This is a genomic window from Clostridium sp. NkU-1, from assembly GCA_001312405.1.
This window is the reverse complement of sequence record BBDR01000003.1, coordinates 288,504-311,941: the sequence shown is the minus strand read 5'-3', so window position 1 is coordinate 311,941 and position 23,438 is coordinate 288,504. Positions and strand designations below refer to the sequence as shown.

Here is a 23,438-nt window from a genome sequence, read left to right as displayed (position 1 = left end):
CCTCCATTTCCCGGTCAGATGGAAAACATCTGGCCCAGCGTCCGCATATGGGTGCTTTTCTTTAATCTGTATTTCCAAATAGTATAAATCTTTTCCGCTCTGTTTTTTCCGGGCAGTCCGGTAAAATGCTCCAGAACTTCTCTCTGCTCCCTGGACATCTCATTTCCATAGAGCTTTAAAAACATCTGTGCCTGCACAAACATTTTCCTGTAATTTTCCCGGATCCTGTCCTGATTAAGGATCCGCTCCGCATACTGCTCCTTACCGCTTTTAGACCCCATCTGGTTTTCCCCATGCTGCCGGTATAAAACCAGGGGACGGTCAATATAGGATATTCTTCCAAAGCAGCTTGCCAGAAGCCCCAGCCACCAGTCATGCATGACGCATTCCTTTGGAATCTCAGCAAAGAACCGCAAAAAGGCCCTGTTGATCATGACCGTATTCCCGGTAATGTTGTTCTCAACCAGATAATGACTGAACCGGTTATCATGAACCGCGATCTTCTGGTATTCTGCCATGGAATTGTGAAGAATATTGCCCGTCTTATCGGTAACCGATAAGTCTCCGTGGACCAGCAAAGGAACCTCTGCTCCCCATGCCGCCTCCAGCCGCTTCATTTCCCTTAAGGTGACTTCCGCCTTATCTGGAAGCCATACATCATCCTGGTCACAAAGCATCACATACTCATCAGACACCGACGTCAGCAGACGAAAAAAATTATTCTGGCGCTGCCGGACCTTTCCCTGTTCTTTAAGCACCTCACCCGGCCAGGGTATTGTTCTTCATATTCCCGGATAATGGAAGGGGTCCCATCTGTAGAAAGGTCATCAGAAATCACGATGGACAGATCAGAAAACGTCTGGCCTAAAATGGAGTCCAGCTGCTCCCGTATATATTTTTCTCCGTTATAGGATGCAAGAAGCACCGAAACCATGAGCCTTTCCCCTTTCCTCTTCCCGCCCACGCTTTTGGGGCAAAACCTACCAGGACCATCCCAGGATCTCAGTCAGAAACCAGATTTCTGCCATGAGAAATGCCAGGAAAGCCTTTACCAGACATTCCTGGAACCGGTTGATTCCCAGATATTTTTTTATAATAGTGAAGCTTGCTCTTATGAAGAAGGGCCTGCTTCTTTAAAATGGATTTCACATTCTTATTAATGGACACGGAATGAAGGTGTACATAGGACTGATTCAGGAGCAGTACTGTCCCATACCCCTTTTTCTTCAGCTGAAATCCGAGAATCTTTTCCTCATAATATAGAAAGACCTCTTCATCATAAAGACCGCATTCCATGAGGCATAAATATCCGCCATAAAAAGAGAGCCTGGCACGGCATCTACGTAAACGTACCGCTCCTTTTTAGAATCCGCCTTTAATTCCGGCCTGTCATTAAGCCAGGGTGCAAAAATCCGTCTGGTAATAAGGCCGGTATCCAAAAGATCTCCCAAAAGGCCGTTAAGACGCCAGCTTGACAGCGCCACCTTTCCCGTCCCATCCATGGTGACTGCCGCCGCAACTCCCAGCCGGCTTATCTTTAAAAAGGAAGCTTCATGGCCTGTATGCATTCCTCCGTAACCTTTACATCAGGATTTGCTATGAGCACATGGGTAGCGTGAAGGTTCCCATAGGCATACCGGATTCCCTGATTATTGCCATAACCGTATCCCCCGTTCTTTTCTGAGGAGATAAAATGAACTTTTCCGGCCTCAATTGCCTGAAGCCTTGAGGCAGAATCATCGGTGGAACAGTTGTCCACGATCACAATGGAATCCAGGATTTCATAATTTACCAGGGAATTTACCAGGCTTATGGTAGTTTCCGCATCATTATAATTGAGAATGATACAGCTAATATTCATATCTGCTCCTCTTTAAGAACCCTTTCTGGAATTGATCACCTGCATTCCAAATCTGGCACTTACAAAATCCCTCACAGGCGGACATATAAAGGTGGCGTAATCCATCAGATGATAGGCGGCCATATAAAGCCGGCTTCCCTTTTCCTTAGGCGTTCCTGCCCACGGGGTGAGGGAGAGATAATAGTCGTAAGCCCTGCGGTAATGGTTTAAATTCCCCTGTTTCCAGGGTCTTTCATCCCCCATAAAATGCAGGATGGCAGGATGTTTCTTTGCCTCTTTAAACCCTTTTAACCCAAGCTTTCCATAAACAGGGGACAGCCTCACCAGATGGCTGTACCGGTAATAGCGGTAATTGGTAAAAAAAGTTATACCTGGGAGACAATGGCTTGATCCTCCCTTTCAGTGCTCCGTTAATGGTGTCCTGATCCCCTGCAAACAGCTTGCCTCCCTTGGAGCAGTAAAAATCCAGAAGCAGCTTCTGGGCGTTTTCCTCCCTCCAACGGTTCATATCAATGAGAAGGACGCCGGAATTATAATAAGGCTCCGACAGCAAAAGACCAATATCTTCCTTGATAGAAGGGTATATGGTAGGCTCCATCACCGCACCTAAAAGGAAGGACTTTAAATCCGTTTCCCACAGCCTTCTTAAAGAGGAAAGCACCACGGTATCACAGTCTAAATACAGCACCCGGTCTGCTTCCTCCGGGAGAACCTCTCCTACGAACAGCCGGGCCATAATACTTAAATCAAAGCCGCCCGTATCCACCTCATAAGAAAAGCGCTCCTTTAAATTCCCCAGCTCTACGACCGTCAGCTCACGTCCAAACCCGCCTGCCACGGACTTAAGACGTTCTTTCGTCCCTTCGGAAAGGCTCATGGATAAAACATATATATGGATGTCTCCCATGTCCCTGTTATGATCCAAAAGGGAATAAAGGGATACGGCCAGATGCCTGGCATAATTATCGTTGGAAGCGTATACAACGTTCATAGATTCCTCCAGTTGACCCACGTTTCAGGGCATTAAAGTTCCAGCCCTGGTTCCGTAGTATTGTACTATATCTGCCATAAAAAGTAAACAGCTTGGCCCGTAAGCAGGATTAACCCAATTCCTTTTCCGCCCGGCTCATGGCTGATTCAATGACCTTGTCCATATCGTAGTATTTATATTCCCCTAACCGTCCGCCGAAAATCACCTGATCTTCCTTTTCAGCCAGTGCGGCATATTTTAAATATAATTCCTGATTTCTTTCATTATTTACCGGATAATATGGCTCCATGCCCTCGCTCCAGTCTACCGGATATTCCCTGGTAACTACGGATTTTGGCTGGGTCCCGAATTCAAAATGCTTATGCTCAATGATCCTAGTGTAAGGTGTTTCCCTGTCCGTATAATTTACCACAGCTACGCCCTGGTAATTATCCGTATCCACGACCTCTGTTTCAAACCGCAGGCTCCTGTATTCCAGCTTGCCATACTGATACCCATAGTAACCATCTATGGTTCCTGTATACACGACCTTTTCTCCCAGCCCGTCATAATACTCCTTGTTTTCCAGATAATCAACGCCTGTTTCCACATCGCAGCCTTCAAGGAGCTTTTCCATGATCACATTGTATCCTCCGATGGGGATACCCTGGTATAAGTCATTAAAATAGTTATTATCATAGGTAAAACGCACGGGAAGGCGCTTGATGATAAAAGCCGGAAGTTCCTTACAATCCCTGCCCCACTGCTTTTCCGTATACCCCTTTACCAGCTTTTCATAAATATCCGTTCCCACAAGGCTGATGGCCTGTTCCTCCAGGTTTTCAGGCTCACCGGTAACGGATGCCTTCTGCTCCTCGATGATGGCCTTTGCCTCTGCCGGGGTAGATATGCCCCACATCTTGCTGAAGGTATTCATATTAAAGGGCATGTTATACATCTCACCCTTGAAATTTGCCACAGGGCTGTTGGTATAGCGGTTAAACTCTGCCAGCTCATTTACGAACTGCCAGACCTTCCTGTTGCTGGTATGGAAAATATGGGCTCCGTAGCTGTGTACGTGGATCCCTTCTATTTCCTCGCAGTAAATGTTGCCTCCGATGTGGTTTCTTTTCTCTACCACAAGACATCTTTTTCCTTTTTTGCCGGCCAGATATGCAAATACACCGGAATAAAGGCCGCTGCCTACCAGTACATAATCATACTTTTTCATAGCTTCATTCTCCTGTCTCGGTTATAAACTGTCTCCATTATACTAAAGTCACCGGGAAAAGTAAATTCTTCTTGCAAAATCCCGGGTTTTATGGAAAGTCCCTCCAGGACATAAAAACAGGGCCAGCCTTTTATCAAAGGCTGACCCCTTTATTTTATGAATAGAATAACCGGTTGACCGCGCTGAAGATTCCGCGGATAGACGCTCTTGTAATGTTGGAACTGATTCCCACACCATAGGTAGCCTTTCCTGTCTTCACATCAAGGAGGTGAATATAGGAGGCCGCCTGTGCTCCGGATCCGGAAGTAAGAGCATGCTCATAGTAGTCCAGAACCCTGATCTCAATACCAAGTTCTTTTTCCAGCCCTTTTTGTACCGCATCAATAGGTCCGTTTCCAACGCCTTCAAAGATTTTCTCTATGCCGTGATCGGTGTAGCGGACCTTTGCAGCCGTGGAGAACGCTGTATCCTCTTCTGCTTCCGTAATCTGGGCTTTGCGGAAATGGATGGGCTCTTTCTTCTCCGAGTAGTTGCTTTTAAACTCATCCATGATCTGCTCAGGAGAAACCTCACCCTGCTTTTCGGAAATCGCCTGGATCACGTCTGCAAACTCCTTATGCATACCCTTTGGAAGCTTGAAGCCGTAGAAGGTATCCATGACAAAGGCTACGCCGCCCTTGCCGGACTGGCTGTTGATCCGCACGATAGGCTCATACTGCCTGCCAATGTCTGACGGATCGATGGGAAGGTAAGGAACCTCCCAGTAAACATTCTTTCTGTCCCGCATGGCCTGCATGCCTTTGTTGATGGCATCCTGGTGTGAACCGGAAAAAGCGGTAAAGACAAGCTTTCCTGCATATGGATGTCTTGGCTCCACTTCCATCTTGGTACAACGCTCATAGATGTCAACGATCTCACGGATATTTTCAATATGAAGTTCCGGATTGATTCCGTGAGAGAACATGTTATATGCGACTGTTAGAACATCCACATTACCGGTTCGTTCGCCGTTTCCTAAAAGCGTGCCCTCCACCCGGTCTGCACCTGCTAACAGGGCAAGCTCTGTGGCTGCAATTCCGGTTCCCCGGTCATTGTGGGGATGTACGCTTAAAATAATGCTGTCACGGTTCTTGAAATGAGTGTTCATCCATTCGATCTGATCTGCATAAACGTTAGGAGTGGTCATCTCCACAGTAGAAGGAAGGTTGAAGATAATTTTCTTTTCCGGTGATGCTTCCCAGGTTTCCTGGACAGCTGTACAAATATCCAGAGCAAAATCCAGCTCCGTTCCTGTAAAGCTTTCCGGTGAATATTCAAGAATCACTTCACCGTCAAAGTCCTGCATATACTGCTTCACCCATTCCGTACCCTTTACGGCGATCTCCCTGATCTCTTCTCTTCCCTTGCCGAAAACCACATCCCGCTGAAGAGTTGAAGTGGAATTGTAGATGTGTACAATCGCCTTCTTAACTCCCTGAAGGCTTCAAAGGTCCTCTTGATCAGATGCTCCCTGCACTGAACCAGAACCTGGATGACCACGTCATCAGGAATCAGTTTTCGTTCCACAAGCTGCCTTAAGAAATCAAATTCAATCTGGGAAGCTGCCGGAAAACCGACCTCAATCTCCTTAAAGCCCAATCGGATCAGGAGATCGAACATCTCGATCTTCTCTTCCACAACCATAGGCTCCGTAAGAGCCTGGTTTCCATCCCTTAAATCAACACTGCACCAGATCGGCGCCTTCTGAATCTCATTGCACGGCCATTGTCTTTCCGGATAGCTGACTACCGGTACTCTTTTATATCTTTGATAATTCAACATATTTTATCTCCTCCATTATCATCTAATCGTCTGCTTTTTCCGGCAGATTGCCGGATTAATTCCTGAAACAGGACAAAATGTCCATGTTCTGCCTCATAAAAAAATCAACGCAGGCTTTGGAGTCGATAAATCACGCTGTATCTTTTGACAATGAACAACGTGGCTTTTACAGGTCTAACCCCATCTTTCATCATTCCTTTGCATTAAAATCACATACCATGCTCTGACAATGTGTCACGGTAAAGTGTTATGTTATTATAGCACGACTAAAAAAGACTTACAACAGAAAAATTAATTTTCTGTTGTAAGTCTTTTTACCATTGTTATTTGCTAAGCTGCAAGAGCTTGGATTTCAACTCGCCTTCCATCCGGCTTAATTCCACTTCTGCTTCCCGGCGTTTTGTCCTGCCCTCCGCCTGGATCCGAACCACTTCATCCAAAGTTGTTATAAGGGATTCATTGGTTTTCTTAAGTGTCTCCATGTCAACGATTCCCCGCTCTGATTCCTTTGCGGTCTGAATGGTAGCAGTCTTTAATACTTCCGCATTCTTCTTTAAAAGCTCGTTGGTCATATCCGTTACTTCCCGCTGGGCCTTTGCCGCCTGCTCGGAATGGCTGATTCCGATGGCAAGCACCATCTGGCTCTTCCACAAAGGAACGGTGTTCACCAGGGTGGACTGTATCTTTTCCGTCATTAAGGTGTCATTGTTCTGGACCAGACGGATCTGAGGAGCCATCTGAATGGATATCATGCGGGTAAGCTCCAGGTCATGAAGCTTCTTCTCAAAACGGTTCAGCATGGAAGATAAGTCATTGGCTGCCTGGGCATCTTCCGGAAGCCCGGTTTTTGCCGCCCGCTCCAAAAGGACCGGCAGTTCTTCCTGCTGCACCTTGGCAAGCTTCTTTTTCCCCGCCAGAATATACATGGTAAGTTCTTTGAAATACGTAGTGTTTAAGTCATACATTTTATCCAGAAGGGCGATGTCCTTTAACAGCTGGATCTGATGATTCTGAAGGACCTTGCAGATCTGGTTTACATTGGTTTCTGCCTTGGCATACCTGGCCTTAATACCTTCCACCCGGTTTACGCTTTTTTTGAAAAGACCGAAAAGACCCTTTTCCTCTTCCTCTACCTCAATGCTCTTAAGCTCTACTACCACCTCTGACAGGATCTGGCCCACTTCCCCCAGATCCTTGGACTTTACATTATCAAGGGCTGCTTCTGAAAAGTCGGCAATCTTTTTCTGGGCTCCGGCTCCATACTGAAGAATCAGATTGGAATCCCTTAAATCGATCTTTTCCGCAAAGTCAGTAACTTGTCTTTCTTCTTCCGGTGTTAAGTCGGCTGCCGGCACTTCCTTCACCTCTTTAAGAACACTTTCAGTCTGTACCAGTTGGGTTTCTTCCACTCCTCCAGCACTAAGGGGAGACAGGGTCAGTTCCGGCGCTTCCTTTAACATCTCTTCAATATCCTTACTCATTCTTCATACCTCCTGTAAAATCACTTTCCGCCCAACCATCCTTTTTTTAACATAGTCTGGATCACCGACGCATCTGTGGAAACATCTAAGGCGGCATCCTGGTAAAGATCATCAAGCAACCGCTCAAAGGCCTGGTTTATCGTGTCAAGAGTTCTCTCTATCTCCGCCTTTGCAGAAGAGATATTGGCTCCCTGGGTCCCTACGCTGTCAAAATCACGGTATGCATTTACCAGCTTTACTGTTGTGGGAAGGTAATATTCCATAAAGCGCTCCATCTCCCCGATCCGTACCGGATGCCTGGAAACGGATTCAAAAATCCTGCGGATCACATGCTCCAGATTGGAGATTTTCTGGGAAATCACTTCTCCCGGAATGGCGTCATTGGCTTCCCTTAATATCCTTAAATAATTCTGGCCGGCGGCATCATCTGTTTTATTTCCTCAGAAGGAGCATCTTCCTTTTCTTTTTCTTTGGCATCTTCAAGCTCTCTCTCCTTAAGGGCCTTCTGGCATTCCAGATACTGCCTGTAAGTGGATTCACTTAAGATCAGGCAGGTCTTCTGTTCATCCAGATAAGCCTGCTTAAAAATTCTAAGCCTGATCATCTTTTGGACGTCCTTCAATACAAAATCACGGGATCTTCCAATGCTTACCGCCAGTTCCTCTATGCTGCAATACATTCGCTTTCCTGACTGCTTTGCATAAATCCTGGCCCTCTTCAACCGGTCCCGGATGGCGATTCCTGTGCGGAGCATGAAACCGGAGGCGCCGCCTAATAAGAGTAAGAACACGGTTGCACCTGCAACTGTCCAGATAACCGGCTTCACAACCAGAGCCACAATCCAGACAACGAAAAGCAGAATCAGGATTATGCCGATGCCAATACTTCCAAACACCGTATACAGAATACCTGCTACACGGCCCGTCTGATTTATCTGCACCACTTCCCCCTGCCCGTCACCGGTTCTTTTCTGAACATCCCGGCTGGTCTGAAACGCCCGGTAGCCCGGCCCGTCTTCATGACTTTCCCTTTGGACCGATGAACCGCTCCATTCAGTCTTCCGGTATGATTCCGTTCTTACCGTTCTTTTGCTGCTAAAGCTGCCGGACGATGTGTTCTTTCCAAAATCCGCCCCCTTCATCAGCTGGCTCCTGGCTTCCTCTAAGGCAGAATTAACTGTATCGGATATGGTTCTGTTCAGCTGGTTAAAATCCATGGAATCAATAGCATTCTGCACCGAATCCTTGATCTGGTCTCCTAAATTTGAAAATTCTTTATTATCCATATTTCCTGGTCTCCCAAAAACAATTTGTTGCATCAGACTTTAATCATATCATGAATTGTCCTGATTTACAATTACGCATACCTGTAAAAAAAATAGAAAGCTTCCAAAACCGGAAGCTCCTCCGGACTTTGGATCGCTTTCTATCCTTTTACAATCTTCTAGGAAAGCAGATGTCCCTTTTCTTTCATTACCTCTATGACCTGATCCACATATTTCTCACAGGTATCCAGATCAGCGGCCTCCACCATGACACGTACCACCGGCTCTGTACCGGACTGGCGCAGAAGAATCCTTCCGCTGTTTCCAAGGCTTTCCGCCACCTTTTCCACTTCAGCCTTTACCGCCTCATCATCCTGAGCCGCAGTCTTATCGTGGACACGGACATTTTTAAGTACCTGGGGATAGATTTCAAGCTCGGAAACCAGCTTCCCAAGGCTCTCCTTCTTTTCCAGAATGACTTCCATCACCTTTAAGGAGGTTAAGATACCGTCTCCCGTAGTAGCATGCTTGCTGAAAATAATATGGCCGGACTGCTCCCCGCCCAGGCAGTTTCCATTTGCCACCATGTTTTCATATACATATTTATCGCCTACCGCTGTTTTCTCATATTCAATGCCTTCCCGTTCAAAGGCTTTGTAAAGACCGAAATTAGACATGATGGTGGTCACCACCTTGTTATTCTTAAGGGTACCCTGTTCCTTCATATACTTGCCGCAAATGTACAGGATGGCATCTCCATCCACCACTTCTCCGTTCTCATCCACGGCAATGCACCGGTCCGCATCTCCGTCATAGGCAAAGCCCACGTCAGCTCCCACCTCTTTTACAAACTTCTTAAGCTGTTCGATGTGGGTAGAGCCGCAGCCTGTATTGATGTTTAAGCCATTGGGCTCATTGCTGATCACATGGGTCTCAGCTCCCAGGGCGTCAAATACGTTCTTGGCAATGGCGGAAGCACTGCCGTTTGCACAGTCCAGAGCCACCTTTTTGTTCTTAAAGGATCTAGTAGCTATGGAAATCAAATAACCGATGTAGCGGTTTCTTCCTGCGGCAAAGTCTACGGTACGGCCGATCTTATCACGTTTTGCCAAAGGCAGCTCGACCATCTCCCCATCCAGATACTTTTCAATTTCCAGGATCACGCTCTCTTCCAGCTTCTCGCCCTTTTCGTTAATTACCTTGATCCCGTTGTCATAGTAGGGATTGTGGCTGGCGGAAATCATGATTCCGCAGGAAAATCCTTCGGTGCGCACAACATAAGATACGCTTGGAGTAGTAGTAACATGAAGCAGATATGCATCGGCTCCGGATGCGGTAAGGCCTGCCACCAGAGAGTATTCAAACATGTAGCTGCTGCGTCTTGTATCTTTTCCAATGACAATCCTGCATACTTCTTCCGGATTCTTCTGCCCATAGTACCAGCCTAAAAAACGGCCTACTTTAAAGGCATCCTCCACCGTCAGCGTTACATTGGCTTCCCCGCGGAAACCATCTGTTCCAAAATATTTTCCCATATAATAATATCTTCCTTTCATCAGTCTGCCAAATCATACAGAACAATATGTATGCTTATAACCCTCTAATTTTCACCCTGAGGCACTTCACAGGCGTATAGAATGGTTCTTGCATCATTAAACTCATAGCTGCAGGTTACAAAAGACCAGAGCTGCCTTACCGGTTCTTCCGGCTTCTGCAAAAACAGGCCGCCCTTTGTCATCTCCTCCACATATGCCTGAAAGCTTTCCTCTGTTTCAAACACAGTCTTCCGGCGGATGGGGGAGGGGTCCGTATAGAGGGCTGTGATGGGCTTTAAATGGTATTCCCTCTCCGGCGTATAAATAAAAATATCCTGATGTTCTTTAAAATAAGCCTCATCCTTATACTTTATGATGTCCTTAAACATGGATCCGTTTTTCATGTGATGCCCGTATATTATGTTATGCCTTCCTGAAAAATCAGGCTCGCTTTCATAATCAAGGTAAATGGCACCAGCCACGCTTTTCCTGCCTTCAAAATCCGTATCCAGATAAGTTTCATTGTTATCCGTTTGTACAATGGGGTAGTCAATTACCGTACCCTCGATCCTGATCCAGCCCACAATATCAGGGTTGATAATTTTCAGTTTCTCAAAATCAATGGGGGAAACATAGGCAGAGCTTGTTTCTGCTTCCGGGACGCTGGCCTTTGTTTCTCCGGCCGTAGTCTCCCTTGCAAGCTCCGCGAGACTTTCATACTGCTGTTTGGCATGATCTCTCGTCTTAAAGTCAGAATAGAGCATTCCTACACCCACAGCAAGAAAAATAACTGCCATGATAAGAACGCCAAAGGCCATTTTTTTTACTTTTCATGCTCATTCCCGCTTTCTCTCATGTTTTTAATCCTCCTAAGTATACCTTATTTTTACAAAAATCACAATCTTTTATAAGCAATGCTAGACTTTTCCACTTTTTTTTCTATATACTAAAAAAAAGAAAATGTTAATATGGAGACATTTATGAAAAATCAAGAAGCTATCATTCATGTAAATATGCTGGGAGGATTCTCCATATCCATGGGGGACAGGACAATCGTAGATCAGAATAATCAGGCAAAAAAGCCTGGAGCCTTTTAGAATATCTTATTACTTTTCGAGGCCGGGATATTCCTGTAGAAGAACTAATTGATCTGTTTTGGAAGGATGAAACCAGCAATAACCCGGCAGGAGCCTTAAAAACCTTAATGTTCCGTGTACGCAAACTTTTAGAGCCATTGGAATATCCTACACAAGAGCTGGTGTTCCAGAACCGCAAGCCTACGGCTGGACAAGAGATCTTACAACGGTCTGTGATACCGACCTGTTTGAAGACCTGTGTGTTCGATTGGAGACCCCCGGTCTTTCCGAGGATGACCGCTTATCCCTCTGCCTGGAAGCCTTTGCCCTGTACAAGGGGAACTTTTTGCCAAAATCCGAGTGGGAATCCTGGGTTGTACCGATTCACACCTATTATCACACCCTATATCAAAAACTGATTCAAAAAAACTTTGTTCCTACTGGAAAAAAAGAAAGGATTATCCCACGATCATCGATGTATGCCAGCAGGCCATTGCCATTGATTCCTATTGTGAGGAAGCCCATTATTACCTGGTCTACGCATTATATCAGAGCGGAAACCAGCTTATGGCCATGGAGCATTACCATCATGTGACCGACATGTTCTATAACGAATTTGCCATCACTCCCTCCATTCGCTTTAAGGACCTATATAAGCTTATCAGCGATAAGAAACATGGAATTACCATGGATTTAAGCACCATACAGGAGATCCTTTCAGAGGGCGGTACGAATAGCGGAGCCTTTTGCTGTGAACCCTCCGTGTTCCGGGACATCTATCAGCTGGAGACAAGAGCAATCCAGCGTACTGGTGACTCTATTTTCCTATGTCTTCTGACCATCAGCAATCTGAAGGGAGAGCTTCTGAAACCTGCGGTCCAGACACGGGCAATGGATGAGCTTGGAGATTCTATCCGCAAATCCCTGCGAAGGGGAGATATTTTTTGCCGCTACAGCGTAAGCCAATACCTTTTGCTTTTACCTACGGCAACCTATGAAAACGGTGAGTTAGTCTTAAAGCGTATCATTCAGAACTTTAAAAGAGAATATTCAAGAAAAGATCTTTCCATTACTTATTCATTGCAGAGCATCATACCAAACTAAGCCTTACGGCCTAAGGATACATAAAGGAAGCAGCTGCTTACAGGAGGAAACGGATGTTATCAAATGACTTTATTACATTCACACTGGAAAAGAAAAAAAAGTATTGCGCTGATCGCTCATGACAACGAAAAGCACGCACTGATCGAATGGTGCAAGGAGCACAAGGCGGCTCTGGAAAAACATACTCTCTGCGGCACCGGAACAACGGCACGGATGATCACTGATCAGACAGGCCTTCCGGTAAAGGGCTATAACAGCGGCCCACTGGGAGGGGACCAGCAGATCGGAGCAAAGATCGTGGAAGGAAGGATCGATCTGGTCATCTTCTTTTCCGACCCTCTCACCGCACAGCCTCACGACCCGGATGTGAAAGCACTTTTACGTATTGCACAGGTTTATGATATCCCCATTGCCAACACCAGGCAACCGCCGATTTCATCATCACCTCGCCGCTTATGGATGAGACCTACGAGCATCAGGTCATCAATTTTCACAAAAACATTGCGGACCGGGCAAAAACCCTGTAAGGGTCCTTGCATACTAAACAACAGAAGGCAGAGCTTTTTAGCCCTGCCTTTTTTCTGTATCTTCCCATATTTTATTCAAAAACCTTTTCGCACAACTTTACATATTCCTGATAAGCAGGAAATTCCTCAAGGCCTGTAAGGCGTTTTGCAATCCCTTTGTAATACCAGGCATGCTCTGACTTGTTTTTTTCATTAAAACGCTGCCAAATGTCATCTCCCACTAAATAATAGTCTCTTGCAGTCGCCCTTAAATTGCTCAGCTTGTCCGCCAGGACAAGGATCTTGCTCTCTCTGGAAGCCTTTTCCAGATGATCAAGTGTCGCGCATTTGCGTTCCTTCCAGCACTTCGTCTTATCTTCTGTTTCTTCCATTACCAGTTCAGCCACCCGAAGTCCGAATTTTTCTTTAAGCTCTTCCTCTGTAACACCAGTATCCTCCACCACATCATGAAGAAGCGCGGCGCAGATCAGCTCTTCATCTGTTACCATCAGCGCAACAATGACTGCTGTCTCCAAAGGATGGACGATATAGGGAATCTTCGTCCCTTTCCGAAAGGTCCCTTCATGGGACTTGGTTGCAAATGCAACAGCTTTCTCGACCATACTGACTCTCCTTTTGTTCTTTCTTAGGCATAGCCGTTCAGTGAGCCAAAGGCGGACCGAACCTCTTTAATATATTAACACAAATTATTTCGATTTAATAGATGATCTTTTAAGATTCGTGATAAAACCGTGATTTTTAGGCTTTCCGATTTCCCGAACTATTATTATCCAAAGGCAGTCAGAATGCAGCCAGAAATCTGGTATTCCAGACCTGTAAAAATTTGCAGTTTTGTGTCAATTTTTCAGATATTAACAATTAATCCACAATTGTTTCCACATTATTGTGGATAAGTGTCGTTTTAGGTATCAAAAAAGGGGCGTCTGAGCGTTTTCATGTTTATTATTTTTTTAATACTGCCAATGTAATTTAATAATATCAATATAAACACTTATTGTCAGTATAGATTTCACAAATGTTAATGCATTCATTTGCTTGTATAGCTTTTTTTAATTTTTAAGGGTTTATAAGGATCTTTTGTACCTATTCCTCAGGAGTTCCCAAATTTTTCAGCCAAAAATCATACGCATTATATTCCCATGCCAACTTATTTTTTTACGCCATAGTCAATCATTTTTACTCCTTTTTTTGTTTCCCCTTTATTAATCTATTCTATTCAAGACACTATTAACTATCAATATTGATTTTTCAATGTTCAGTAATCCGTTAAAATCCTGTTTCTCGGGGCAATACCATTCAATACGCCGCCGATTCGGCGCGTTATGATCAACGGAAATGCCAGACTGATCCAGATAGTAAACCTTTATTCTCAAGCCAGGATAAGAGATTCGGCCAATATCAGTTTTCTGGATTAAACTGTTCCATTTTGGGTACAAAAAAAACTACCAGCTCAATACTGATAGTTAGTAGTTTTCATTGTATTTAATTTTATAGACCGGGTTAAATTTCCCTCTCAGTGTTCGGCTCAGGGAGCCACGAAGAATTTAAATCCGTTCCCTTAAAAATTCTTCTTACACCATTGGATTTCTGCATGTACATATCCTCATCAGGATAATAGCAAGTATCCTCACTTTCGATTGTCCCAACATCTAAAATGGTTAAAACTTCATCACCGGAATTATAAAATGTATGGGCAATATCTTCCCCAGCCGGCTTTGCAAAGAAATCTCCTTGGCTAACGTTTTTCTCTTCTTCGTTTAACCGTAAAGTTCCCATACCAGAAAGAATCATAAAAAACTCTTCTTGCTGTGAGTGACTATGAAATTTTGTACTGTATGCTTTGGGCGGAACATAGTCAATATTCACGTAAATTTTTCTACTTCCTGCAGCCTCTCCCAACGAATTAGTAATCAAGCCCACAGCATCATTCCAAATATATTGTTCCGGTAATTTATTTATGTTTTTGATATCCAATTGTATACTCCCCTCTATCAATTCTCTCAAACAGAATACCACCAAACTTACCAACTATCAATATTAAGTTTTCAAAGTACAGTAATCCATAAAATTCTAATTCCCCAGTCTCATCTGCTCTACTGGCTCAAAAATCATCCACAACGTTTCCACCCTCGTTTCTGACAATAAAAAACTACCAGCTTAATACTGATAGTTGGCAGTTTTATAATTCATTATTTGATTTTTCCACTTATAACAGCATCTGCCTTTTCATAATCAACCTTTCTGACAAAGATAATGTATTGATATTCCAATTTCAAATTTTCTCCAAAAGTCCCTGTTCTTGCTCTGGAACCTGCATCAAATGGCGATGGGCTTTTTCTATTGATTACATTGATAGAATAAGGAATTTTAAATTGACTCAATAAATCACGAACTTCTGCTTGCTTTTTCATGTCGTAAGTACTAATCAACTCTTTTCGATTGAATATGGTGATCATCTTATTCCTTCTTTCACTTTTTAATACCATATTACTCTCAAGACCGCTAACTATTAATATTAAGTTCTTAATGTAACATAATTCTTTAAATATCAGCTTTCTTGACTAAATTACTAAAAAACTACTAACTAAGTTACTGATAGTTAGTAGTTTTTTAACCCATATATATTATTGGCTATACTTAATGATCATGATCTTTCAAACAATTATTTAGCATTTAACACGCGCCTTTTTATAGCCAGAATCCCTAGAACAAAGCCTGACAACAGTGCAGCCAGTCCAAACAGGTAGAATAGCGGAATCAAAGCAAATGGTTCCACCAGAAATCCTTCCGCAGTTACATAACTGCCGATCACATTAAATGCCACCAGGCACCCCACACTGGCAATAATAGAAAAAAAGGAATGTGCCTGTGAAAAAAAGATGACAATCTATCCTGTTTCCATTTCTTTGCAATATTATTCATAATTTTTACATCCTCCGTATTTTTAACCGCTTTTATCTCTAAGTCAATTTCCTTCAGTTCGTCACGGCACCTTTCACAGGTTGATAAATGCTCTTCAATTAATTTGCGGCTGTCCTCACTGCATACATTATCGTGATACAATGGGAGTAAGTCCTTTATTATTTCGCAGGTTATTCGCATTCTATCCTCTCCTTTAATTTCATTTTTGCTCGATGGTAAGTGACCCTCGCCCAGCTTTCTGTTTTTTTCAAATAAGCTCCCTATCTGTGAAAAGGATAAATCTCCAAACACTCGTAGCATAAAAACCTCCTTATAGGGTTCGCCTAAGCAATGAAGCTCTTTGTGAATTTTATATACAGATTCTTTCGATAACAGGCTCTGCTCAAACGTTGAATCAGCAAGAATATCTTCCGCCTCTGTCAAGTCTTCATGATACTTTTCTTTCTTTTTGTATGTGAAGAATGTATTTTTTTGCAATTTGACATAACCACACATAGAGTTTGCACTTCCCATCAAATTTATCGATATTTTTTTAAAGCCTTAAAAAATGTCTCTTGTGTTATTTCTTCCGCAATCATTTCATCCCTGCTTATTGACAAAACATATTTATAGACATCCTTGAAGTAAAGACTGTATATTTCATTGAAGTCCGCCACTTTTTCACCTCGCTTTCATACATAAGACTACGGAGGAGCGAATTCGTTACAATTATTTTTTTCTTTGATATAGTAATTAAAGATTACCCAATATCCAAATAACTATCAACATTAAGTTTCAATGCACGGTAATTCGTTAAATCCTAATTTAACATTTTTATGGTGTTAGCAACTCTGTTCAAACGTTCCGAAAGTTCTCCAAATGAGACCACAATCAATAAGGTAGGTATAAATCCAGTCAAAATACCCATATAGAAGAAATCTCTCCATTTTGTAAATATAGGCATTTTGGGGCAATCGCTTATGACTTTAAATATAAAAGCTGAAACTATGGCAGTCGCCATCCATGTAATTAAAAATAGAATTATATAGTCTTTATAATTCATAAAATTAGCTCCTCCAAATATCAGATTACATGATTAAATTGGTGCATAAAAAAACTACTAACTTAATTAATGATAGTTAGTAGTTTTCTTTGCTAATTATTTTATTAGCTTGCATTATGCAATTTTAGATGGATTTATTTACCCATTACTTGTAAAAAAAAGTTTTTACTAATTTCAATAAACTCCTCTTGATTTGACATCATTGCAGGATGCCCGCCGCTTTCAAACAAATACTGTTGTCCATGTTCTATCTTATGAAGCATATTCTTAAATAAAGCTTCATAAAAACCACAAGGAAATAATGGATCCTTTTTACTTCCAGTAAACAGCACCTTCGGTTTTAATTCATATAGCGACTTATGGAAAAAGTTCCTTATATGATTTGCATGAGCAATCACGCGCGTGTGTCCGCATCTACGACACGTTCCCAATCTATGCCATTCATCATTTTATAAAACATTCTTGCACCATAATCATCTTTAGATGCCTTACGCCCCTGTCGCAGAGCTTCAGTTATATCCGGATTTGCATGTTCGCCTTCAAAACTATCAGCAATGAGGTGACTAACAAGATCTGGGCGTTCCAGCGAAACATTTAGAGCTGCGAGAGCACCGCCACTTGTACCGATAAGTTTTACGTTCCGGTATTTCTTTTCTTCCAAAAAGCAAATCGCTTGCATTCCTTCATCATACCATAAGTCTTCTGCTAATTCTGTGACACGATCAGATTTCCCATAACCCAGAAAATCAATTAAGATGACTCTATAGTCCTTTGCATACTTAGATGCAATATCGGAAAACATGACAGATGATGCTGTATTTCCATGCAGCATTAGTAAAGGAGTACCTGTACCAATCTCTTGATAGTAAATCTTCTGTTTTTGATAAATAAAATAAGCCATATAAGCCTCCTGTTTTTCTATAAATCTATTATTATAGTACAGCAAGGCCGAATATTTTTTTTGAAACGGCCTTGCCGTTACATCCAAATCCCCATCTTACAAGGCTCCTTCCAAATTCCAGCTTTACGCTTATTATTTAAAAACTCCTTAAATAGAATATCACTAAAGTTACCAACTATCAATATTAAGTTTCCAATGTGCTCTAATACGTTAAATCCTAATTTAAATAGCTAGAACATTTAAAACATTGCGAAATCTTTTCTAAATGTATATAATAAAATTGGAACTTTTTTACAGTCAGAAAGGAGCAATTTTATGAGTAAACCGAATGAATTTGAAACTACTGATATCAATGATTCACCGTTCCTCACAATGCATCCCGAACAATTATCTGTTCTTAAAACTGCACCAGTTAAAACCGCAGATGAGCCAAAAGTTTCAAAAACTCCATCAAATACCACTTTGCTTGGAGATGCTCCGTATGTACCGGAAGGTTTTCTTTTATGGGTCGATGTAAACATGTCCATAAAATTAAAAACCAATGATCATCCTGAGGGTGAATGGATTACTCTTTGGTGTGACGACGAACCATCGCCTTCCCGTTCAGAGGGTAAATACTTTTTCTGGACATGGTGGAAATCCAATTGGAATAGCAATAAAAATCTTTTAATTAAGAAAGGTATTCCGATAATTGAATCCCACCATTATTCAGTTGCTCCTTGTGACATTTCAATTCCATTTGAATATGTAATAGAAGACGTATATAATAAGTGACTATTATTGAGCCATGGTATTATTTCCATGGCTCTTTTAATTATCTAAAAGTTCAAGCAAATCTAACTGGTTCTTGCTATCGTCAATCTTCATGTTTGGCAATTCGCTCCCCCACTTTCAAATACTGGCATAAGCTCGTATATGGATAAACTGACATCGTTAGGGCATGTACAGCAAACAAAACTGTATTCTCTTGGCTGAAACAAGAATCGAAAAGGTGTCGAAAAAAATCAACTAATCCTTTGTATTGCAGGGATAGTATAGGGAATGTGAAGATCAAGGATCGCCCTACGGCGTCTCGTCTTCGCCCTGCCCATGGATGTTTAAAAATTAACAGATGTAAGATTAATCTTTAACTCTTATGATTTTTTATATATTTTATAATTAAAACAATAACAATTATTAATAAAGAATAATTTATAACTGACCAGATATAATTAATTAATTCCAAGATAATCACCATATTATAGCTGCATCGCCAGACATACAAATTGGCCTGCTATTAAGTTTTATCAATCCATCTATTAAAAGATAATAATCAAGTGTTCCATCAGTATAAACATGTACATCTTTTCCACTAGAAGAAATTGTTGCACCAATACTGTTTTCCGACCAATATAAATCTAAAGTAAAATCAGTAAATGCTTTATATAAGTCAAAGTTAGTTAATCTTTTTATTATTTTTGTTAATATAAATTCCTCCTTTGATAAATGCCATACTTTAACAGTTTCACTTTAAATATATAAATTTCCAGAGAAATTGCAAACACAATTTAGTTGACATAAAACCAATGGATATCAAAGCCAAACAGCCCAATCCCCATAATCAAAAGTACCGCTGCCATGATGAAGGTTGCCATCAACTTTCAACTGGCGGAAAGCATCTCTCATACGGCTCAGAATCTCCGGTTGAATGTCCAGGCTGTGATGAGCCGGAAATACTTTTCTCACGGGCAATGCCGCTATCTTTTCAAGAGACGCAAGATATGCCTGCGGATCGGTAGATGGGTAGTACGCAAACAGCGTGTCTTTGTAGACAAGGTCACCGGTAAATAAGTATCCTCGTTGTGCCTCCCAAAAACACAGGTGTCCTGGAGAGTGCCCCGGTGTATGCAGCACAGTAATCTTACGTCCACCCAGATCGATGGTATCACCGTCTTGTAGTACCCGTGCAGGCATTCCCTGAAAGAACTTATAAACGCTGACGTCATAGCCCTCCGGCAAATCGCAGCGATCTATGACCATATTCCGGATAGTATCCATTGTCAGCGGGAATTTGCCGTTCAGCCAGTCTAATTCCGCCTCATGGGCGTAGAAATCCGGGTAGTATTCGTGCCCGCCAATATGATCCCAATGGATATGTGTTGCCACGGCAGTTACTGGTTTGTCTGTTAACTTTTTCACTTCTTCGGAAATGTTACAGATGCCAAGCCCGGTGTCAATGAGCAAACATCGTTCTTCACCTTCAAGCAGGTAACAGTGCGTTTCCTCCCAATGGCGGTATTCGCTGATAATGTGAGTGTCCGCATCAATTTGATCGATTGTAAACCAGTTTTTCATTTTTATCATTCCTTTTTACTTTGTAATTAATCAAAAGATTCTTATAAGTAGAATATCACCAAACTTACTAACTATCAATGATAAGCGTAGAAAATGCATTATATGAAAATAATCCAGAAGAAGAACTCAGCTTATCTTAAAGATTTTCTTTTCAATAATCATTCAAACACTTCTTTCTTCATTGCTTTAGTTTATAAATTACATCTACATCTCTATTTTTCTTATCCTCCATATTACTCCTGTGTTAGGCAAATATACATTTTGCATATCTAAATCAGAGATTGCCAAATCTGATACATACATTGAATTATCAGGTCCAAAAACAACATCAGTGGGCCTGCTCAACCCCCTTTCTTCCGGAAATCCTGATTTATTTATTGCAAATGTTGCTATATCTCCATTAACAACATTAACTTTCAATACCCTATGTCCTAACCCTGAACGTATATAATCACTGGACTCTTCGTATTGGATTCCGCCAAAACACGCAATATAAATATCGCCAATCAGTCCAAAATCTGATGACCTGTTAAAATCAAATCCCATGATGTTGGATCCAGACGGGAAAACTGCACTTGGTGCCGGCGGTATCGATGGAATGGTATGAAGTAATGCTTCTGGTTTTCTGCCTCTGATTGGAGTAAACCTGGACATTGTAACAGGAACGCCTCCTGAGTAATCTGGCCAGCCATACCATGCATCTATATTAAGCAAATGCAATTCATCCATTGCATTTGCAATCGGTCTGCTTCCTCTTGCCTCCATTCCCTGGTTTGATATGATTAGCCGGTTCAAGCTGTCAAATTTCATACAAAATGGATTACGAAGTCCCCATGCAACCTGTTCTAAATCAGAGCCATCCATATTTGCCCTTAATACACTGCCGGAAGCTAAAAGTCTGCCTTCTTTCACTTGATATTGTTGGATATTTGGAACCCCAAAGGGGCAAAAAGCTCCAGTAACAGCCGTCTCCATAGCCGGTATCAACACATTTTTAGTTTCAAAGTTTTGGTAGTTAAGAAATATAAAGGAACCAGGATAATCGTGTAAATGAGGATGCTCAAGAACCCAGCTATTATCCAGCCCTACTACACCGGAATTCGTTGTTGTTCCCTGTCCAAAATATATTTTCTCATCAATACCAAACTCAACCCGGTTGTTGCTAAAATCCCCATTGCTTGGCAAGCCGCTTATAATATCCTGTCTTGTACCATTCGGATTAAGAACAGTTACAACTCCTCTATGGGACACATAAATGTATCCATTTTTATAATTGATTCCAGTTATGGGAACATTAAAGCCATCGGCAATAACATCCAAACTTCCATTACTCATACGCATAACCAGTGGATTCATTGTAGACATTCCGGAATCAGCAATTAGCATATCACCCTTTTCTGTGAAAACCATGCCAATTGGTGCATTTAATCCTTGAGCAAAGACTTCTATCTGATAACCTACAGGTACACTTATTCTATTGGTATCAAGCTCCCTTTGTTTATATGGAGCTTGTTGCATGTATGACTTCTGCAGATACTTGTTCACAGTGAAATTCACCTTATGTCTCCGCTTACATATATTATTTACAATATATGATAAATTTTTTTAATATGATAACCACTCTGTATTAGATATTCACAGCCGCCAGAATCCCCCAATTTTTCCAGTTTCCTGGTCCCCGTGGGGAATATAATGTTGATCCAGGCAGATCATCACATTTTCCTTTTTCAGAAATTCCTGATTTTTGATAGCAGTGATATTTATGTAACATATATTAGTATAAAACATATAAAAGGTGACTTACTGCATGCCTAATTCAGAAAACTCAAACTATGATGATGCGAATATACCAACCTTTCCATATGATTATGGACCGAACCCCTTTATTATTGATCTCAACAAGGCCGCCCAGCAAAACGATAATTTCCGTTCGACTTTATGGACAGGAACTAATTTACAGGTTACTCTCATGAGCATTCCTGTCCATGGGAGTATTGGTATTGAGGTCCACCCTGATCTTGACCAAATTTTACGAATAGAAGATGGGCTGGGCTTAGTTCAGCTGGGTGAAGATAAACTCTCAATGTACGGACAATATCTTGCATTTCCTAATTATGTTATAATAGTGCCCGCCGGCATTTTTCATAACATCATTAATATTGGCAACAGTCCATTAAAAATATCATCTTTCTATGCTCCTCCTAATCATGCATGGAATACGGTCCAGAGGACAAGAAATTCCTGATCCTACCTTGCAGAACAGTTTTTTTAATTTTTTTTCTTACAGCCGGCAGGATTTCCCCAATCCTGCGGCCCTTCTTTTTTTATAATGTTTTTTTCAGGATACTCTTACCAGCCGGATTCAATGTAATCCGGCACCTGTCCCCGGCTGAATTTTATCACTGATAATACCTATGATCACCTTGGATATGCAGATGTGCAGGCAGATGATAAATTTATGGCATTCAAACACGCATGAACCGGGCATTCTGTAAGAATAAATTAAATTATTACGATTTAATAGATAATCTTGTAAGATTCATCATTTTCTGATATGCTTATAGGCATAAAAACATCAGGAGGAAAGGGAATCAGTATGAATCAATATAACAACCAAGTCAGATCAAACCGCAGGAAAACGCGCTCCGGCAACAGGAATGATGCAGGGCAAAGCGGTTTTCTATCGGTCCTTCTGTTTTATGTGCTTCCTTTCATCATTGTAAATGGCCTGATCTTTTTCTGGTGACTTCAAAACCAAAGGGTGAGATTACGATCGGTGAAAGCAGCGATTATATATCCACAACCATGGAACTTAAGATCAATTCCCTGCTTCCTTTAAAGGGCATGGAAGTGACTTTGGACGGTGCTCCTGTTGAATTGACGAAAACAGGCCTTAAGACCTATTCCACAGTCCTTACAAACAACGGTGGGCTTGAAATAAAGCTTACATCCTTTAACAAAATGAAGACCATTTTACATGAACAGGTGAATGTTTTAGATGATACTCCTCCAGTCATTAAGGACAAGGTATTTGAAGACGGAGTTCTTTCCTTCCGCTTGGAAGACAGTCAGTCAGGCGTGGATTATTCTTCTATTTCCGGCTGTGATGATGACAACCAGGTTATTTCTCCCCTATCCATAGACCGGAGTACAGGGCGCGTGACCTTTGAGCTTAAAAAGGATAATTTTACCATCACTGCCAAAGACAAAATTGGCAATGAGCTTCATAGAACCTTTACCCCTCAGGGCGAAAGCGTTGAAGAGGAGGAAATACAAGACATCCAGGCAGAGGATCAGACGGAATCTTAAGCTGTGCTGTATGATAAGTAAATAGGAAGAATACAAATAAAGTGGGGTTCCCGGACCCCA

At 42.0% G+C, this 23,438-nt stretch carries 27 protein-coding genes and 2 pseudogenes; 5 read left to right on the top strand and 24 right to left on the bottom strand.

What is annotated here, in order from left to right; all coding sequences use genetic code 11:
- Positions 1 to 14: 14 nt before the first annotated feature.
- The 13 genes and pseudogenes from JCM10519_RS06990 to srtB all read right to left on the bottom strand — a co-directional run bounded on the left by JCM10519_RS06990 (position 15) and on the right by srtB (position 10,960).
- Entirely contained in the window at positions 15 to 758 is a 744-nt protein-coding gene (locus JCM10519_RS06990; RefSeq protein ID WP_347843388.1) for a glycosyltransferase family 2 protein, read from the bottom strand.
- Positions 701 to 934 carry a glycosyltransferase gene (locus JCM10519_RS27250; protein WP_347843387.1) on the bottom strand — a complete coding sequence of 78 codons (234 nt, stop codon included), beginning with the start codon at positions 932 to 934 and terminating at the stop codon, positions 701 to 703. The genes JCM10519_RS06990 and JCM10519_RS27250 overlap by 58 nt, the downstream gene beginning before the upstream one ends.
- 292 nt (positions 935 to 1,226) lie before the next feature.
- Entirely contained in the window at positions 1,227 to 1,568 is a 342-nt protein-coding gene (locus JCM10519_RS06980) for a hypothetical protein (protein WP_054738384.1), read from the bottom strand.
- Positions 1,538 to 1,861 carry a glycosyltransferase gene (locus JCM10519_RS06975; protein WP_054738383.1) on the bottom strand — a complete coding sequence of 108 codons (324 nt, stop codon included), beginning with the start codon at positions 1,859 to 1,861 and terminating at the stop codon, positions 1,538 to 1,540. The genes JCM10519_RS06980 and JCM10519_RS06975 overlap by 31 nt, the downstream gene beginning before the upstream one ends.
- 12 nt (positions 1,862 to 1,873) lie before the next feature.
- Positions 1,874 to 2,104, bottom strand: coding sequence for a hypothetical protein (locus JCM10519_RS27245; RefSeq protein WP_347843386.1), 231 nt, complete (start codon positions 2,102 to 2,104; stop codon positions 1,874 to 1,876).
- 34 nt (positions 2,105 to 2,138) lie between these two features.
- Positions 2,139 to 2,852 carry a glycosyltransferase family 8 protein gene (locus tag JCM10519_RS06970; RefSeq protein WP_347843385.1) on the bottom strand — a complete coding sequence of 238 codons (714 nt, stop codon included), beginning with the start codon at positions 2,850 to 2,852 and terminating at the stop codon, positions 2,139 to 2,141.
- Between the two features lie 109 nt (positions 2,853 to 2,961).
- Positions 2,962 to 4,062, bottom strand: a complete 1,101-nt coding sequence (glf, locus tag JCM10519_RS06965) for a UDP-galactopyranose mutase (protein WP_054738382.1) — start codon at positions 4,060 to 4,062, stop codon at positions 2,962 to 2,964.
- Between the two features lie 154 nt (positions 4,063 to 4,216).
- Positions 4,217 to 5,883 (bottom strand): annotated as a pseudogene (gene leuA, locus JCM10519_RS06960) (2-isopropylmalate synthase).
- Positions 5,884 to 6,206: 323 nt separating this feature from the next.
- Positions 6,207 to 7,364, bottom strand: a complete 1,158-nt coding sequence (locus JCM10519_RS06955) for a toxic anion resistance protein (protein ID WP_054738381.1) — start codon at positions 7,362 to 7,364, stop codon at positions 6,207 to 6,209.
- Positions 7,365 to 7,384: 20 nt separating this feature from the next.
- Positions 7,385 to 7,726 carry a 5-bromo-4-chloroindolyl phosphate hydrolysis family protein gene (locus JCM10519_RS27240; RefSeq protein ID WP_347843384.1) on the bottom strand — a complete coding sequence of 114 codons (342 nt, stop codon included), beginning with the start codon at positions 7,724 to 7,726 and terminating at the stop codon, positions 7,385 to 7,387.
- Positions 7,727 to 7,764: 38 nt separating this feature from the next.
- Positions 7,765 to 8,649, bottom strand: a complete 885-nt coding sequence (locus JCM10519_RS06950) for a hypothetical protein (RefSeq protein WP_347843383.1) — start codon at positions 8,647 to 8,649, stop codon at positions 7,765 to 7,767.
- 158 nt (positions 8,650 to 8,807) lie between these two features.
- On the bottom strand, positions 8,808 to 10,163 hold the full coding sequence (gene glmM, locus JCM10519_RS06945) for a phosphoglucosamine mutase (protein ID WP_054738380.1): 1,356 nt from the start codon (positions 10,161 to 10,163) through the stop codon (positions 8,808 to 8,810).
- 65 nt (positions 10,164 to 10,228) lie between these two features.
- Entirely contained in the window at positions 10,229 to 10,960 is a 732-nt protein-coding gene (srtB, locus tag JCM10519_RS06940; RefSeq protein ID WP_347843382.1) for a class B sortase, read from the bottom strand.
- A gap of 639 nt (positions 10,961 to 11,599) precedes the next feature.
- Here srtB and JCM10519_RS27235 point away from each other — a divergent pair.
- A complete protein-coding gene (locus JCM10519_RS27235) occupies positions 11,600 to 12,343 on the top strand; it encodes a BTAD domain-containing putative transcriptional regulator (protein ID WP_347843381.1) in 744 nt (247 codons plus the stop codon).
- Between the two features lie 63 nt (positions 12,344 to 12,406).
- A pseudogene (locus JCM10519_RS27230) lies at positions 12,407 to 12,870 on the top strand (methylglyoxal synthase).
- Between the two features lie 71 nt (positions 12,871 to 12,941).
- Here the strand turns inward: JCM10519_RS27230 and JCM10519_RS06925 are convergent.
- From JCM10519_RS06925 to JCM10519_RS27210, 9 genes are all read right to left on the bottom strand, one after another.
- On the bottom strand, positions 12,942 to 13,472 hold the full coding sequence (locus JCM10519_RS06925; RefSeq protein ID WP_054738378.1) for an HD domain-containing protein: 531 nt from the start codon (positions 13,470 to 13,472) through the stop codon (positions 12,942 to 12,944).
- An 898-nt stretch (positions 13,473 to 14,370) separates the two neighbouring features.
- Positions 14,371 to 14,844 carry a cupin domain-containing protein gene (locus tag JCM10519_RS06920; RefSeq protein ID WP_054738377.1) on the bottom strand — a complete coding sequence of 158 codons (474 nt, stop codon included), beginning with the start codon at positions 14,842 to 14,844 and terminating at the stop codon, positions 14,371 to 14,373.
- 215 nt (positions 14,845 to 15,059) lie between these two features.
- Positions 15,060 to 15,326, bottom strand: coding sequence for a hypothetical protein (locus JCM10519_RS06915; protein WP_054738376.1), 267 nt, complete (start codon positions 15,324 to 15,326; stop codon positions 15,060 to 15,062).
- 206 nt (positions 15,327 to 15,532) lie between these two features.
- The gene (locus tag JCM10519_RS06910; RefSeq protein WP_347843380.1) at positions 15,533 to 15,682 is read right to left on the bottom strand and encodes a DUF3955 domain-containing protein; all 150 of its coding nucleotides are present in this window, start codon (positions 15,680 to 15,682) and stop codon (positions 15,533 to 15,535) included.
- Complete coding sequence (locus JCM10519_RS27225; protein WP_347843379.1) at positions 15,679 to 16,287, bottom strand: zf-HC2 domain-containing protein; 609 nt, start codon at positions 16,285 to 16,287, stop codon at positions 15,679 to 15,681. The genes JCM10519_RS06910 and JCM10519_RS27225 overlap by 4 nt, the downstream gene beginning before the upstream one ends.
- A 23-nt stretch (positions 16,288 to 16,310) precedes the next feature.
- Positions 16,311 to 16,448: a sigma factor gene (locus JCM10519_RS27220; RefSeq protein WP_347843378.1), complete on the bottom strand. Its 138-nt coding sequence runs from the start codon at positions 16,446 to 16,448 to the stop codon at positions 16,311 to 16,313.
- A 143-nt stretch (positions 16,449 to 16,591) separates the two neighbouring features.
- Positions 16,592 to 16,834, bottom strand: coding sequence for a hypothetical protein (locus JCM10519_RS06900; protein ID WP_054738374.1), 243 nt, complete (start codon positions 16,832 to 16,834; stop codon positions 16,592 to 16,594).
- Between the two features lie 134 nt (positions 16,835 to 16,968).
- Positions 16,969 to 17,232 carry a hypothetical protein gene (locus JCM10519_RS27215; RefSeq protein WP_347843377.1) on the bottom strand — a complete coding sequence of 88 codons (264 nt, stop codon included), beginning with the start codon at positions 17,230 to 17,232 and terminating at the stop codon, positions 16,969 to 16,971.
- Positions 17,229 to 17,822, bottom strand: a complete 594-nt coding sequence (locus tag JCM10519_RS27210; RefSeq protein ID WP_347843376.1) for an alpha/beta hydrolase — start codon at positions 17,820 to 17,822, stop codon at positions 17,229 to 17,231. The genes JCM10519_RS27215 and JCM10519_RS27210 overlap by 4 nt, the downstream gene beginning before the upstream one ends.
- 228 nt (positions 17,823 to 18,050) lie before the next feature.
- Between JCM10519_RS27210 and JCM10519_RS06890 the strand changes: the two genes are divergently transcribed.
- Positions 18,051 to 18,509, top strand: a complete 459-nt coding sequence (locus tag JCM10519_RS06890) for a hypothetical protein (RefSeq protein ID WP_054738373.1) — start codon at positions 18,051 to 18,053, stop codon at positions 18,507 to 18,509.
- 798 nt (positions 18,510 to 19,307) lie between these two features.
- Here the strand turns inward: JCM10519_RS06890 and JCM10519_RS06885 are convergent.
- Entirely contained in the window at positions 19,308 to 20,069 is a 762-nt protein-coding gene (locus tag JCM10519_RS06885; protein ID WP_054738372.1) for an MBL fold metallo-hydrolase, read from the bottom strand.
- Between the two features lie 204 nt (positions 20,070 to 20,273).
- Positions 20,274 to 21,614 (bottom strand): hypothetical protein, encoded by a 1,341-nt coding sequence (locus tag JCM10519_RS06880; protein WP_347843375.1) that lies wholly within the window; start codon positions 21,612 to 21,614, stop codon positions 20,274 to 20,276.
- A gap of 262 nt (positions 21,615 to 21,876) precedes the next feature.
- Between JCM10519_RS06880 and JCM10519_RS06875 the strand changes: the two genes are divergently transcribed.
- Positions 21,877 to 22,314, top strand: a complete 438-nt coding sequence (locus JCM10519_RS06875; RefSeq protein WP_054738371.1) for a cupin domain-containing protein — start codon at positions 21,877 to 21,879, stop codon at positions 22,312 to 22,314.
- Positions 22,315 to 22,811: 497 nt separating this feature from the next.
- Entirely contained in the window at positions 22,812 to 23,378 is a 567-nt protein-coding gene (locus JCM10519_RS06870; RefSeq protein WP_054738370.1) for a hypothetical protein, read from the top strand.
- The last annotated feature ends 60 nt before the right edge of the window (positions 23,379 to 23,438 follow it).